This is a genomic window from Streptomyces sp. Qhu_M48 (assembly GCF_051305195.1).
GTDB lineage: Bacteria > Actinomycetota > Actinomycetes > Streptomycetales > Streptomycetaceae > Streptomyces.
Genome location: NZ_CP195432.1, coordinates 5,570,181 through 5,583,676, shown reverse-complemented (window position 1 = coordinate 5,583,676; position 13,496 = coordinate 5,570,181). Strand labels below are relative to the sequence as shown.

The 13,496-nt window shown below is 73.8% G+C and carries 12 protein-coding genes; all 12 read left to right on the top strand.

Going from position 1 to position 13,496, the window contains the following annotated elements; all coding sequences use genetic code 11:
- Positions 1-80 precede the first annotated feature (80 nt).
- Entirely contained in the window at positions 81-1,058 is a 978-nt protein-coding gene (locus tag ACRRSS_RS25255; protein WP_435973403.1) for an aromatase/cyclase, read from the top strand.
- Positions 1,059-1,061: 3 nt separating this feature from the next.
- On the top strand, positions 1,062-2,633 hold the full coding sequence (locus tag ACRRSS_RS25250) for an FAD-dependent monooxygenase (RefSeq protein WP_435973402.1): 1,572 nt from the start codon (positions 1,062-1,064) through the stop codon (positions 2,631-2,633).
- Positions 2,614-4,287 (top strand): FAD-dependent monooxygenase, encoded by a 1,674-nt coding sequence (locus tag ACRRSS_RS25245; protein ID WP_435973401.1) that lies wholly within the window; start codon positions 2,614-2,616, stop codon positions 4,285-4,287. Before ACRRSS_RS25250 ends, ACRRSS_RS25245 begins: the two co-directional genes overlap by 20 nt.
- Positions 4,284-5,204: an alpha/beta hydrolase gene (locus ACRRSS_RS25240; protein ID WP_435973400.1), complete on the top strand. Its 921-nt coding sequence runs from the start codon at positions 4,284-4,286 to the stop codon at positions 5,202-5,204. The genes ACRRSS_RS25245 and ACRRSS_RS25240 overlap by 4 nt, the downstream gene beginning before the upstream one ends.
- A gap of 9 nt (positions 5,205-5,213) precedes the next feature.
- Complete coding sequence (locus ACRRSS_RS25235) at positions 5,214-6,653, top strand: MFS transporter (RefSeq protein ID WP_435973399.1); 1,440 nt, start codon at positions 5,214-5,216, stop codon at positions 6,651-6,653.
- Positions 6,625-7,464: a 4'-phosphopantetheinyl transferase family protein gene (locus tag ACRRSS_RS25230; RefSeq protein ID WP_435973398.1), complete on the top strand. Its 840-nt coding sequence runs from the start codon at positions 6,625-6,627 to the stop codon at positions 7,462-7,464. Before ACRRSS_RS25235 ends, ACRRSS_RS25230 begins: the two co-directional genes overlap by 29 nt.
- Positions 7,461-9,035 carry an acyl-CoA carboxylase subunit beta gene (locus ACRRSS_RS25225; protein ID WP_435973397.1) on the top strand — a complete coding sequence of 525 codons (1,575 nt, stop codon included), beginning with the start codon at positions 7,461-7,463 and terminating at the stop codon, positions 9,033-9,035. Before ACRRSS_RS25230 ends, ACRRSS_RS25225 begins: the two co-directional genes overlap by 4 nt.
- 47 nt (positions 9,036-9,082) lie before the next feature.
- Positions 9,083-9,298 (top strand): acyl-CoA carboxylase subunit epsilon, encoded by a 216-nt coding sequence (locus ACRRSS_RS25220; RefSeq protein WP_435973396.1) that lies wholly within the window; start codon positions 9,083-9,085, stop codon positions 9,296-9,298.
- A gap of 42 nt (positions 9,299-9,340) precedes the next feature.
- The gene (locus ACRRSS_RS25215) at positions 9,341-9,889 is read left to right on the top strand and encodes a nuclear transport factor 2 family protein (protein WP_435973395.1); all 549 of its coding nucleotides are present in this window, start codon (positions 9,341-9,343) and stop codon (positions 9,887-9,889) included.
- The gene (locus tag ACRRSS_RS25210) at positions 9,889-11,370 is read left to right on the top strand and encodes an NDP-hexose 2,3-dehydratase family protein (RefSeq protein ID WP_435973394.1); all 1,482 of its coding nucleotides are present in this window, start codon (positions 9,889-9,891) and stop codon (positions 11,368-11,370) included. Before ACRRSS_RS25215 ends, ACRRSS_RS25210 begins: the two co-directional genes overlap by 1 nt.
- Positions 11,367-12,428: a Gfo/Idh/MocA family protein gene (locus ACRRSS_RS25205; protein ID WP_435973393.1), complete on the top strand. Its 1,062-nt coding sequence runs from the start codon at positions 11,367-11,369 to the stop codon at positions 12,426-12,428. Before ACRRSS_RS25210 ends, ACRRSS_RS25205 begins: the two co-directional genes overlap by 4 nt.
- A gap of 175 nt (positions 12,429-12,603) precedes the next feature.
- Positions 12,604-13,473, top strand: coding sequence for a glucose-1-phosphate thymidylyltransferase RfbA (gene rfbA / locus ACRRSS_RS25200; protein WP_351903873.1), 870 nt, complete (start codon positions 12,604-12,606; stop codon positions 13,471-13,473).
- Positions 13,474-13,496 lie beyond the last annotated feature (23 nt).

The following is a 13,496-nucleotide window of genomic DNA, read 5'->3' as shown; positions in this document are numbered from 1 at the left end:
TCCCGCGCCCGACCGGCGCCCCCGGTCCGCGCCTTCCGATCCCCGGCGACCAACCCGCCCCATCCCGAGGAGAGTTCACGATGACGACCCGTGAGGTCGAGCACGAGATCACCGTCACGGCCCCGGCCCCGGCCGTGTACCGGCTGATCGCCGAGGTGGAGAACTGGCCGCGGATCTTCCCGCCCACCCTCTACGTCGACCACGTCGAGCGCGGCGAGCGGGAGGAGCGCATCCGGATCTGGGCCACCGCCAACGGCGCTCCGAAGAACTGGACGTCCCGGCGGACCCTGGACCCCGAGAACCTCCGGATCACCTTCCGCCAGGAGGTCTCCACCCCGCCCGTCGCGGCCATGGGCGGCACCTGGATCATCGAGCCGCTCTCCTCGACCGAGTCCCGGATCCGGCTGCTGCACGACTACCGCGCGATCGACGACGACCCCGAGGGCCTGAGGTGGATCGACGAGGCCGTCGACCGCAACTCGCGCTCGGAGCTCGCCGCCCTCAAGACCAACGTCGAACTGGCCCACGCCTCCGAGGAGATCACCTTCTCCTTCGAGGACACCGTGACGGTCGACGGCTCCGCCAAGGACGTCTACGACTTCGTGAACGAGGCCGACCACTGGCCGGAGCGGCTGCCGCACGTCGCCACCGTCCGCTTCGAGGAGAAGACGCCCGGACTGCAGAGCCTGGAGATGGACACCCGGGCCAAGGACGGCTCCACCCACACCACGAAGTCGTACCGGGTGACCTTCCCGCACCACCGGATCGCCTACAAGCAGATCACCCTGCCGGCGCTCATGACCCTGCACACCGGCTACTGGACGTTCGAGGAGAACGAGGACGGCCAGGGCGTCACCGCCTCCTCGCAGCACACGGTCGTCCTCGACACCGGGAACATCGCGCGGATCCTCGGCGCCGACGCCACCGTCGCCGACGCCCGCGACTACGTGCGCACCGCGCTCAGCACCAACAGCCGCGCCACCCTCGGGTACGCCAAGGAGTACGCCGAGGGCAGGGCCCGCACCGAGGGCGGCGTCCGCACCGAGGGCAAGGGCTGAACCATGCCGACCCTGGAGACCGACGTCGTCGTGATCGGAGCCGGGCCGACCGGTCTGATGCTCGCCGGCGAACTGCGGCTCGGCGGTGCGGACGTGATCGTCCTGGAGGCCAGGGCCACCCCCACCACCGAGTCCCGGGCCTCCACCCTGCACGCCCGCACCATGGAGCTGCTCGACGACCGGGGCCTCCTCGCGGCGCTCGGCACCCCGCCGTCCGAGCCCCGCGGGCACTTCGGGGGCATCCCTCTCGACCTCACCCTGCCCGGTCCCCACCCCGGACAGTGGAAGGTCGAGCAGACCCGGACCGAAGCGCTGCTCCAGGAGTGGGCCACCGGCCTCGGGGCCGACCTCCGGCGCGGCCACGCGCTCCACTCCCTCACCGTGACGGAGACGTACGTCGAGGCCGGGGCGGCCGGCCCGGACGGGGACGAGGTCCGGGTCCGGGCCCGGTACCTCGTCGGCTGCGACGGCGAGCGGAGCACCGTACGGGCCCTGGCCGGGGCCGAGTTCCCCGGCCAGGAGGCCCGGCGCGAGCTGCTCCGCGCTGACGTCGCCGGGATCGACGTGCCGAACCGGCGCTTCCAGCGGCTGCCCGGCGGACTCGCCGTCGCGGCGCGCAGGGACGGCGTCACCCGGGTGATGGTCCACGCCTTCGGCCGGCCCGCGTCCCCCCGTACCGGGGAGCCTGCCTTCGCCGAGGTCGTGGACGTCTGGAAGCGGGTCACCGGCGAGGACATCGGCGGCGGGACCCCGCTCTGGGTGAACGCCTTCCACGACGCCAACCGCCAGCTCACCCACTACCGCGAGGGACGCGTCCTCTGGGCCGGGGACGCCGCCCACCAGCAGATGCCCATCGGCGGCCAGGCCCTCAACCTGGGCCTCCAGGACGCCGTCAACCTCGGCTGGAAGCTGGCCGCGACCGTACGCGGCACCGCCCCGGCCGGGCTTCTCGACACGTACCACGAGGAGCGGCACGCCGTCGGCCGTCAGGTCCTCGCCAACATCAGGGCGCAGGCCCTGCTGCTCCTCGGCGGCCCCGAGGCGGAGCCCGTCCGCTCCCTGCTCGGCCCGCTCATCGGCCTGGACGAGGTACGGACGCACCTGGCCGGGAAGATCTCCGGACTCGACATCCGGTACGGGCCGGGCACCGGGACCGGACACGGCGCCGGGGAGGCGGCCGTCCACCCCCTGACCGGCGCCCGGCTGCCCCCCACCGCGCTCGCCGAAGGCCACGAGGCCGTGACCGCGCACCTGCGTGCCGGACGGGGCGTGTGGGTGGCGCTGTCCGGCGCCCCCACGGACACCACCTCGGCCGACGGCACCGGCGCCCCCACGGCCGGTGTCGTCTCCGAGACCGTCGCCGCCTGGCCGGGCCGGGTCGGCGTGGCCGCCGCCCGGCCCGTGCCCGGCGGCGCGCTCGACGGCCTCGACGCCGTCCTCGTCCGGCCCGACGGCTATCTCGCCTGGTCCTCGGTGGACGGCGAAGGACCGGAGGCGGCCCTGCGCCGCTGGTTCGGCGCTCCCACCCACCCACCCCGACGAAGGGCTCGGAACCATGCCTCTGATCAGTCCTGACGACGGACACCCGACCGCCACCGACCGCCTCCGGGCCGAGACCGGCACCGGGACCTCGGACGGCACGCGCGCGTCCTCGTCCGACGCCTCCACGGACGCCGACGTCATCGTCGTCGGCGCCGGACCCACCGGCCTCATGCTCGCCGGCGAACTGCGCCTCGGCGGCGCCCGGGTCCTCGTCACCGAGCGCCTGGAACGCCCCACCGGCCAGTCGCGGGGCCTCGGCTTCACGGCCCGCGCGATGGAGGTCTTCGACCAGCGCGGGCTGCTGCCCCGCTTCGGCCGGGGCGAGACCCCGGAGACCAGCCCGATGGGGCACTTCGGCGGCGTGCAGTTCGACTACACCGTCCTGGAGGGCGCCCACTTCGGCGCCCGGGGCATCCCGCAGTACACCACCGAGACGGTCCTGGAGGAGTGGGCGGCCGAGCTCGGCGCCGACATCCGGCGCGGCTGGGAGTTCACCGGACTGGCCCAGGACGCCGACGCGGTGGAGATCACCGTGCGCACCCCCGAGGGCGAACGGACGCTCCGCGCGGCGTACGTGGTCGGCTGCGACGGCGGGCACAGCGCGGTACGCGGGGCCGCGGGCTTCGACTTCCCCGGCACCCCCGCCACCCGCGAGATGTACCTCGCGGACGTCGTCGGCTGCGGCCTGAAGCCGCGCTTCCTCGGCGAACGGCTGCCCGAGGGCATGGTCATGGCCGCGCCGCTCGCCGAGGGCGTGGACCGGATCATCGTCTGCCCGCACGGCACCCCGCCCCGGGACCGCCGCGACTCCGAGGCCGTGGGCTTCACCGAGGTGGCCGCCGCCTGGCAGCGCATCACGGGCGAGGACATCAGCGGCGGTTCCGCGGAGTGGGTCAGCTCCTTCACCGACACCACGCGGCAGGCCACCGAGTACCGGCGCGGCCGGGTGCTGCTCGCGGGCGACGCCGCCCACATCCACCTCCCGGCCGGCGGGCAGGGACTCAGCACCGGCGTCCAGGACGCCGCCAACCTGGGCTGGAAGCTCGCCGCCGTGGTCCGCGGCTCGGCGCCCGACGGCCTGCTCGACACGTACCACGGCGAGCGCCACCCGGTGGGGCAGCGCCTCCTCATGAACACCCGGGCCCAGGGCACGGTCTTCCTCGGCGGCGAGGAGTCGGACCCGCTGCGCGAACTGTTCACCGAACTCCTCGCGTACGACGACGTGAAGCGGCACCTGGCCGGTGTCGTCAGCGGCCTCGACATCCGCTACGACCTGAGCGGCACCGGCCCGGACGGCACAGCCGCACCCGGCGGTCCGCACGGCCCGCTCGTCGGGGCGCGCCTCGCACCCCGGGCGCTCACCACCGCGGCGGGGGAGACCAGCACCACCCGGCTGCTCCACTCCGCGCAGGGCCTGCTGCTCGACCTCGCCGACGACACGGGGGTACGGGAGACGGCGGCCGCCTGGAAGGACCGGGTGGTCACGGTGACCGCCGTACCGCGCCCGGTCGACGGTACGGACGCGCTCGCCGGGACGTCCGCCGTCCTCGTCCGGCCCGACGGCCACGTCGTGTGGACCTCGGACGGGCAGGGCGCCGCCGGGAGCCTGGAGGCGGCCCTGCTCCGCTGGTTCGGGGCGCCCGCCACGGGCCCGGGCTCCACATCCGACGGAGGCGCGACCCGGTGACCGCCACGACGAGTGTTCCGGCGGCGCCCCTCACCGGGGGCGTACGCCGGATCGTCCTGGACGGCGCGGGGGTCCCGCTCTCCGCCCTGCTCGCCGAACCGGAGCCCGGGCCCCTCGGCGAACCGGCCGCGCCGCGCGCGACCGTCGTCGCCCTGCACGGCGGCGGCATGAGCGCGGGCTACTTCCACGGGCAGGCCCAGCAGGGCCTGTCCCTGCTCACCCTGGGAGCCCGTCTGGGGTTCACCGTCCTCTCCCTGGACCGCCCCGGATACGGCGAGTCCACCGCCCGGCTGCCCCACGGCCAGACACTGAAGGAGCAGTCGGACACCCTGCGCGCCGCCCTCGCCGACCACTGCGCCCGGCACGCCACCGGGGCGGGGCTCTTCCTGCTCGCCCACTCCTACGGCGGGAAGCTGGCGCTCACCGCGGCCGCCGACGACACCGGGGACGCCGGCGCCCGCCTCCTGGGGCTCGACGTCTCGGGCTGCGGACAGGAGTACGCGGTGGGGCCCGACGACCTCCCGGGGACCCGCGGCCACGGCCACTGGACCCGGAACTGGGGCGCCCTGCGCCTCTACCCGCCGGGCACCTTCACGGCCAGCGGCGCCCTCGTCGCCCCCATGCCGGAACGGGAGCGGGCCGAGGCCCTGCGCTGGCCGGGGATGTTCCCCGACGTGGCGGCCCGGGTCCGTGTCCCGGTACGGCTTACGTTCGCGGAGTACGAGTCGTGGTGGCGTCACGACGAGGCGGCCCTCGCCCGGCTCACCCGCCGCTTCACCGCCGCGCCCCGGCTGCTCGTCGAGCGGCTGCCCGGCGCCGGCCACAACATCAGTCTGGGTCTGACGGCCCGTACGTACCATCTGCGGGCCCTCGCGTTCCTGGAGGAGTGCCTCGCGACCCTGCGACCCGAGGTGTGACCCGCGCTCATGGTGAAGGACCGAACGAACACCTTCCGCTCCCTGTCCGTCCGCAACTTCCGGCTCTTCGCGGCCGGGCAGGTGGTGTCGGTGGCCGGGACCTGGACGATGGTCGTCGCCCAGGACTGGCTCGTCCTCGGTATGACCGGCGACTCGGGGACGGCCCTCGGGGTGGTGACCGCCCTGCAGTTCGCCCCGATGCTGCTCCTCACCCTCTACGGAGGGCGCCTCGCCGACCGCTACGACAAGCGGATGCTGCTCACCGCCGCCAACCTGGCCGCCGGGGCGCTCGCCCTGGTCCTCGCCGTGCTCGTGCTGAGCGGCACGGTACGGCTCTGGCACATCTGGCTGCTCGCGCTCGGCATCGGCGTCGTCAACGCGGTCGAGGTCCCCACCCGGATGTCGTTCGTCGGTGAACTGGTCGGGAACGACCTCCTGCCCAACGCCTCCGGCCTGAGCGCCGCGTACTTCAGCGTCGCCCGGGTCGCGGGGCCGGCCCTCGCCGGACTGCTCATCACCGGCTTCGGCACCGGCTGGGCCATCGCCGTCAACGCCGCCAGCTACCTCGCCACCGTGGCGGGGCTGCGCATGATGCGGCCCGAGGAGAACCTCGGGGGAGTCCGGGGAGAAGGCGGCGGAGGCGAGGGCGAGAGCGGGTTCGGGCACGCGACCGGAGACGGGACCGACGCCGGGGACGGGGACGCGCGGAGGAACGCCCGGATCATCGACGGACTCCGCTACACGGCCTCCCGCGCCGACCTCACCCTCCCCATGGCACTGGTCGCGGTGATCGGCCTGTTCGGCATGAACTTCCAGCTCACCCTGCCGCTGCTCGCCAAGACCGTCTTCCACGCCGACGCCACCTCCTTCGGCCTGCTCACCACCGCCTTCGCCGCGGGCTCCCTGCTCGGCGCCATTGCCGGCACCCGACGGAGCGGCCGCCCCGCCGCCCGCACCGTCATCGGCGCGGCCCTCGCCTTCGGTGCGCTGGAGACGGCCGCCGGATGGGCGCCCGGCTTCCTCGGCGCGGTCGTCCTGCTCACGCTCACCGGATTCGCCTCGATCTACTTCGTCCAGGCGGCGAACCACCGGATCCAGCTCGGCAGCGACCCCCGCTACCGGGGCCGCATCCTCGCCCTCTACACCCTGATCCTGCAGGGCTCCACCCCCCTGGGCGCCCTGCTCGTCGGCCTGCTCACCGAACAGCTCGGCGCCCGCGCGGGCCTCTGGCTCGGCGGTCTGGTCTCCCTGACCGCCGCGCTCGCCGCCCTCGGCGTCGAGTACCGCGGGACGCGCGGGGGCGCCGCCGGGACGGACACCGACAGCGGCGCCCGGGACTCCGCCCCCACCCCCACCCCCGCCCCCGCCCGCGGCCGTGGCCGCGTCTCCGACTCCGACTCCGACGAAAGGCCGGTCCGCGATGCCGCTCCCGAGGGTCGCGGACGATGACCTCCACCTGTGGACACTGCGCCCGCCCCCGGCGGACTCCGCCCTCGCCCGTGCCCTCACGACCGGGGAGCTCGACCCCGCCGAACGGCGCCGGGCGGCGGAGTACGTACGGCCCGGCGACCGCGTCCAGTACCTGGCGGCGCACCTCGCGCTGCGCCGGGTCCTCGCCCGGTACACCGGGGTCCCCGCCGGGCGGCTGCGCTTCGGGAGGGAGGCGTGGGGCCGGCCGGTGCTGCTCGGCGTACCCGACCCGCCGTCCTTCTCGCTGTCCCACAGCCACGGTCTCGTACTGCTCGGCGTGGCACGGCGGACGGTCGGCGTCGACGTGCAGCGCGTCCCCTCGTACGCGACCGCCGAACTGTGCCGTACCGCGCTCCACCCGGCCGAGCGGGAGGAACTCGCCGAGCTGCCCGAGGAGCGGCTCGCGGAGGCCTTCGCCCGGCTGTGGACCCGCAAGGAGGCCTATCTCAAGGGGCTCGGCACGGGGCTGGCGCGGGGGCTCGGCTCCGACTACCTCGGCGCGGCCGAGCGGGCCGGGGCCCGGCGCCCCGCCGGCTGGGCGGTCCTCGACCTGCCGGGCGGACCGGACCACGCGGCGGCCGCCGTGCTGCGCAGCGACACCACGCCGCGCGTCACGACGAGGGAGCTGCGGCCCGAGCGACTGGCCACCCCGTCCGCGTACGACACGCACGCGTCCACCCCGCACGCGTACGACACGCACCTGTACGGCCCGAACACCACGCACCCGTACGCCACGCACCCGAGCCACTCGCACGACATGCACACCGAAAGGGGAGTGGGAAGCGCATGACCACGACGTCCACGGCCGGAGGGCCCCTCGCGGACCGTCTCGCCGAACTCGGCCGGCTCCGGGAGCTGGCGCAGGAGGGTCCCGACCCCCAGGCCACCGCACGCCAGCACGCCAAGGGCAAACTGACCGCCCGTGAGCGGATCGCGCTGCTGCTCGACAAGGGGAGCTTCACGGAGGTCGAGCAGTTGCGCCGGCACCGGGCCGTGGGTTTCGGCCTGGAGGCGAAGAAGCCGTACACCGACGGTGTGATCACCGGTTGGGGGACGGTCGAGGGCCGTACGGTCTTCGTGTACGCGCACGATTTCCGGATCTTCGGTGGCGCGCTGGGCGAGGCGCACGCGACGAAGATCCACAAGATCATGGACATGGCGATCGCGGCGGGTGCTCCGCTGGTGTCGCTGAACGACGGCGCGGGTGCCCGTATCCAGGAGGGCGTCTCGGCGCTCGCCGGGTACGGCGGGATCTTCCAGCGCAACACGCGTGCGTCGGGTGTGATCCCGCAGATCTCGGTGATGCTGGGCCCGTGCGCGGGTGGCGCGGCCTACAGTCCGGCGCTGACGGACTTCGTGTTCATGGTCCGCGAGACCTCGCAGATGTTCATCACCGGTCCGGACGTCGTCAAGGCGGTCACCGGTGAGGAGATCACCCAGAACGGGCTCGGCGGCGCCGACGTCCACGCGGGTGTCTCCGGTGTCTCCCACTTCGCCTACGACGACGAGGAGACCTGCATCGCCGAGGTCCGCTACCTCCTGTCGATGCTCCCCCAGAACAACCGCGAGAACCCGCCCGTCGCGCACACCTCCGACCCCGTGGACCGCCCCGGCGACCGGCTGCTCGACCTCGTCCCCGCCGACGGCAACCGCTCCTACGACGTCCGCGAGGTCATCGAGGAACTCGTCGACGACGGGGAGCACATGGAGGTGCACGCGGCCTGGGCGCCCAACCTGGTCTGCGCCCTCGCCCGGCTGGACGGGCACGTCGTCGGCATCGTCGCCAACCAGCCGGCCGCCATGGCGGGCGTGCTCGACATCAAGGCCTCCGAGAAGGGGGCGCGCTTCGTCCAGTTCTGCGACGCCTTCAACATCCCGATCGTCACCCTCGTCGACGTCCCCGGCTTCCTGCCCGGCGTCGACCAGGAGCACGAGGGCATCATCCGGCGCGGCGCCAAGCTGCTGTACGCCTACTGCAACGCGACCGTGCCCCGGATCTCCGTCGTCCTGCGCAAGGCCTACGGCGGCGCGTACATCGTCATGGACTCGCGCTCGATCGGCGCCGACATCTCCCTCGCCTGGCCCACCAACGAGATCGCCGTCATGGGCGCCGAGGGAGCCGCAAACGTGGTCTTCCGGCGCGAGATCGCCGCCGCCGAGGATCCCGAGGCCATGCGCCGCCGCAAGATCGAGGAGTACCGCGCAGAGCTCGTCCACCCCTACTACGCGGCCGAGCGCGGTCTCGTCGACGACGTCATCGACCCGCGCGAGACCCGCCGCGTGCTCTGCCGGTCCGTCGCCATGCTCGCCGCCAAACACGCCGACCTGCCGCGCCGCAAGCACGGCAACCCGCCCCAGTGACACCGACGCACGCCCCCGACCCCGCCCCGATGACAGGAGCCGTCCACGTGACCGCACCCGCCCACCTGTTCCGCGTCGAGAAGGGCGCGCCGAGCGCCGAGGAGCTCGCCGCCGTCACCGCCGTCCTGCTCGCCCGTACACAGGATGCCCCCGTCCCGGCCGCCCCCGTCTCCCGGTCCGTCGCCGGCTGGCGCCGCCCGGAGCGGGCCCGCGGCTTCGACGGGCCCCGCACCTGGCACTCCACGGGCTTCGGCCACCACTGACGCCCGCTGTCCCCGCACCGCCGACCGGAGAGGGTCCACACCATGACCACGACCGACACGACGACCGGCATCACGACCGATGCGACGACCGGCATCCCGACCGACCGTACGACCGGTGCCACGCGCGCCGAGCTCGCCGAACTCCGCTCCACCGTGAAGACGTTGTCGGACCGCGCCGAGATCGCCGCCGTCTGCGACCGCTACGCCATGCACCTCGACAGGAACCGCGGCGACGACGACTGGTTCGGCGCGGTCTTCACCGAGGACGTCCACCTCGTCTTCCCGATGGGCGAGTACAAGGGCATGGAAGGCCTCGCCGCCTTCCAGCGGATGGCCCGTACGACCTTCGCCCGCACCCACCACCTCACCGGCGCCTACGCGATCGACCTGCGCGGCGACGAGGCCGAGGTGCGTGCCCACCTCACCGCCTTCCACGTCCGCGACCCCGCCGAACCCTCGGCCCACTTCGCCATCGGCGGCCACTACGACGCCCGGGTGGTCCGTACCTCCGCGGGCTGGCGCATCCGCTCCTTCACCTTCGACCTGGTCTGGAACGCGGGCGTGGCGCCCGGCGCGAAGGGACACTCCTGATGAGCACCGCCACGACACGCGCCGGCGTCACCCCGCAGGCCACCGCCGCGACACGGGCCGACACCACGGCGCGGGCCGCCGCCCCGCCGACGGTCGCCCTCACCCCACGCCGCCCCGCCGGGCTCGCCGAGCGGATAGCCCTGTCGGCCGCCACCGGCCGGGGCGCCCACCTGTCGACCGAGGAGTTCCACGGCTGGCTCGAAGGACGCCGCCGCGCGCACACCTTCCGCGTCGACCGGGTCCCCTTCGACGCGCTCGACGGCTGGTCCTTCGAGGAGGGCGGCGGCAACCTCGTCCACCGCAGCGGCCGCTTCTTCACCGTCGAGGGCCTCCACGTCGTCGAGGAGGCCGGACCGTACGGCGACGGCCCCTACCGCTCCTGGTACCAGCCCGTCATCAAACAGCCCGAGGTGGGCATCCTCGGCATCCTGGCCAAGGAGTTCGACGGCGTCCTGCACTTCCTCATGCAGGCCAAGATGGAGCCCGGCAACCGCAACCTGCTCCAGCTGTCGCCCACCGTCCAGGCCACCCGCAGCAACTACACCAAGGCGCACCGCGGCGGCGACGTGAAGTACATCGAGTACTTCACGACCTCGGAGCACGGCACGGTCGTCGCCGACTCCCTCCAGTCCGAGCACGGCGCCTGGTTCTTCCGCAAGTCCAACCGCAACATGATCGTCGAGGCCACCGGCGAGGTCCCGCTCCTGGACGACTTCTGCTGGCTCACCCTCGGACAGATCGGCGAACTCCTCCACCAGGACAACGTCGTCAACATGGACGCGCGGACCGTCCTCTCCTGCGTGCCCCACCAGGACACCGCCGCCGGCGCGCTGCTCTCCGACGTCCGGCTCCTCTCCTGGTTCACCGGCGAACGCGCCCGCCACGACGTGCGCGCCCGGCGCGTCCCGCTGCGAGGCCTGCCCGGCTGGAAGCGCGGGGACGAGACCATCGAGCACGAGGAGGGCCGGCACTTCAAGGTCGTCGCCGTCTCCGTGCAGGCCGGGAACCGTGAAGTGACCAGCTGGACCCAGCCGTTGTTCGAACCGGTCGGTCTCGGCGTCGCCGCCTTCCTGACCCGCGACTTCGGCGGCGTCCCGCACTACCTGGTGCACGCCCGGGTGGAGGGCGGCTTCCTCGACACCGTCGAACTGGCCCCCACCGTCCAGTACACCCCCGGGAACTACGCCCATCTGCCCTCCGAGGAGCGCCCCCTCTTCCTCGACGACGTCCTCGGCGCCGACCCCGCCCGCATCCGCTACGAGGCCGTGCACTCCGAGGAGGGCGGCCGCTTCCTCAACGCCGAGAGCCGCTACCTCCTGGTCGAGGCCGACGAGGAGCGGACCCCGACCGAACCGCCGCCCGGCTACGCCTGGGCGACCGCCGCCCAGCTCACCTCCCTCACCCGGCACGGCCACTACCTCAACGTCCAGGCCCGCACCCTGCTCGCCTGCGTCCACGCCGGGGCGGTGCCGGGCCGATGAGCACCCCGGCACCCCTGCGGATCGGTGTGCTCGGCTGCGCCGACATCGCCGTCCGGCGCATGCTGCCCGCCATGGCCGCGCTCCCGGAGACCGAGGTCGCCGCGGTCGCCAGCCGTGACCCGGAGAAGGCCGCCGCGGCGGCCGCCCCGTACGGCGCCGCGGCGGTCCTCGGCTACGAGGCCCTGCTCCGGCGGGACGACGTCGACGCCGTGTACGTACCGCTGCCGGCCGCCCTGCACGCCGAGTGGACCGGGGCGGCGCTGCGCGCGGGCAAGCACGTGCTGGCCGAGAAGCCGCTCACCACCGACCTGGAGTCCACCGCCGCCCTGCTCGACCTGGCCGAGGCGGCCGGGCTCGCGCTGATGGAGAACGTCATGTTCGTCCATCACCGGCTCCACACGGACGTCCGCGCACTCGTCGCGGACGGGGTCATCGGCGAACTCCGCTCCCTGCACGCCTCGTTCGGCATCCCGCGCCTGCCGGACACCGACATCCGGCACGATCCGGAGCTCGGCGGCGGCGCCCTCGGCGACGTCGGCGTCTACCCGCTGCGGGCAGCCCAGCATCTGCTCGGAGACGACCTCGACGTCCTCGGCGCGCACCTCGTCCGGGGCGCGGGAAGCCGGGTCGAGACCGCGGGCGGGGCGTTGCTCGCCACCCCGGCCGGGGTGACCGCGCACATCGCCTTCGGCATGGACCACGGCTACCGCTCGGCGTACGAGCTGTGGGGGAGCGCGGGGCGGCTCACCGTGGAACGGGCCTACACCCCGCCGGCCGGCCACCGCCCGGTCGTCCGGCTGGAGACCCGTACCGGTGTCGAGGAACGCGTCCTGGACGCCGACGACCAGGTCCGCAACACGGTCGCCGCGTTCGCCGCCCTCGTCGCGTCCGTACGCGCCGGGGAACCCGCCGCCCACGACCGGGAGGCACCGCTTCGCCAGGCCCGCCTCCTCGACGCCGTACGCCGACGGGCCGCCCTCGTCCGACCGGTGCCCGAAGCCGCCCGGCCCCGCGCCGACGCGGCCGCACGGCCCGCGCGCACCCCGACCGGGCCCTGAACCGCACCGCCCACGACAGCACCGCCCACGACAGCACCGCCCACGACAGCACCGCCCACCACCACACCGCCCACCACCACACCGCCCACCACCACACCGCCCACCACCACACCGCCCACCACCACACCGCCCACCACCGCACCGATGAGGCTGGGAAGCCCAGGAGGAGAGAACCGTGAAAGGCATCGTCCTGGCCGGAGGCCACGGCACCCGGCTGCACCCGATCACCCTCGGCACGTCCAAGCAGATGCTGCCGGTCTACGACAAGCCGATGATCTACTACCCGATCTCCGTGCTGATGCTCGCCGGGATCCGGGACATCCAGATCATCTCGTCCCCCGACGACATCGAGAACTTCCGCCGGCTGCTCGGTGACGGCGCCCCGCTGGGCATCTCGCTCAGCTACGCCGTCCAGGCCGAGCCCCGCGGCCTCGCCGAGGCCTTCGTCATCTCCGCCGACCACATCGGGGACGACTCCGTCGCCCTCGTCCTCGGCGACAACATCTTCCACGGGCCCGGCTTCTCCGCGATCCTCCAGGAGAAGGCCCGGACCGTGGACGGCTGTGTGCTCTTCGGCTATCCGGTCCGCGACCCCGAGCGGTACGGCGTCGGCGAGGTGGACGCGGCCGGGCGGCTCGTCTCCTTGGAGGAGAAGCCCGCGCACCCGCGCTCCGACCTGGCCATCACCGGGCTCTACTTCTACGACAACGGCGTCGTCGACATCGCGAAGAACCTCACCCCCTCCGCCCGGGGCGAACTGGAGATCACCGACGTCAACCGGGTCTACCTGGAGCGGGGCAAGGCCGAACTGGTGTCCCTCGGACGCGGATTCGTCTGGCTCGACGCCGGAACCCACGACGCGCTCACCGAGGCCGGCCAGTACGTGCAGATCCTGGAGCACCGCCAGGGCGTACGGCTCGCCTGCCTGGAGGAGGTCGCCTGGCGTATGGGCTTCATCGACCGGGAGGCCTGCCTGCGGCTCGGGGAGGGGCTGTCCAAGTCCCCCTACGGCCAGTACGTCATGGAGATAGCCCGCGCCGGCTGACCCCCTCCCGCCACCCCAGCCCC

What these genes read in the sequence shown, in the direction of transcription:
- ACRRSS_RS25255 (WP_435973403.1), top strand. Translation starts at nt 81, where the DNA reads ATGACGACCCGTGAGGTCGAGCACGAGATCACCGTCACGGCCCCGGCC.
- ACRRSS_RS25250 (WP_435973402.1), top strand. Translation starts at nt 1,062, where the DNA reads ATGCCGACCCTGGAGACCGACGTCGTCGTGATCGGAGCCGGGCCGACC.
- ACRRSS_RS25245 (WP_435973401.1), top strand. Translation starts at nt 2,614, where the DNA reads ATGCCTCTGATCAGTCCTGACGACGGACACCCGACCGCCACCGACCGC.
- ACRRSS_RS25235 (WP_435973399.1), top strand. Translation starts at nt 5,214, where the DNA reads ATGGTGAAGGACCGAACGAACACCTTCCGCTCCCTGTCCGTCCGCAAC.
- ACRRSS_RS25230 (WP_435973398.1), top strand. Translation starts at nt 6,625, where the DNA reads ATGCCGCTCCCGAGGGTCGCGGACGATGACCTCCACCTGTGGACACTG.
- ACRRSS_RS25225 (WP_435973397.1), top strand. Translation starts at nt 7,461, where the DNA reads ATGACCACGACGTCCACGGCCGGAGGGCCCCTCGCGGACCGTCTCGCC.
- ACRRSS_RS25215 (WP_435973395.1), top strand. Translation starts at nt 9,341, where the DNA reads ATGACCACGACCGACACGACGACCGGCATCACGACCGATGCGACGACC.
- ACRRSS_RS25210 (WP_435973394.1), top strand. Translation starts at nt 9,889, where the DNA reads ATGAGCACCGCCACGACACGCGCCGGCGTCACCCCGCAGGCCACCGCC.
- ACRRSS_RS25205 (WP_435973393.1), top strand. Translation starts at nt 11,367, where the DNA reads ATGAGCACCCCGGCACCCCTGCGGATCGGTGTGCTCGGCTGCGCCGAC.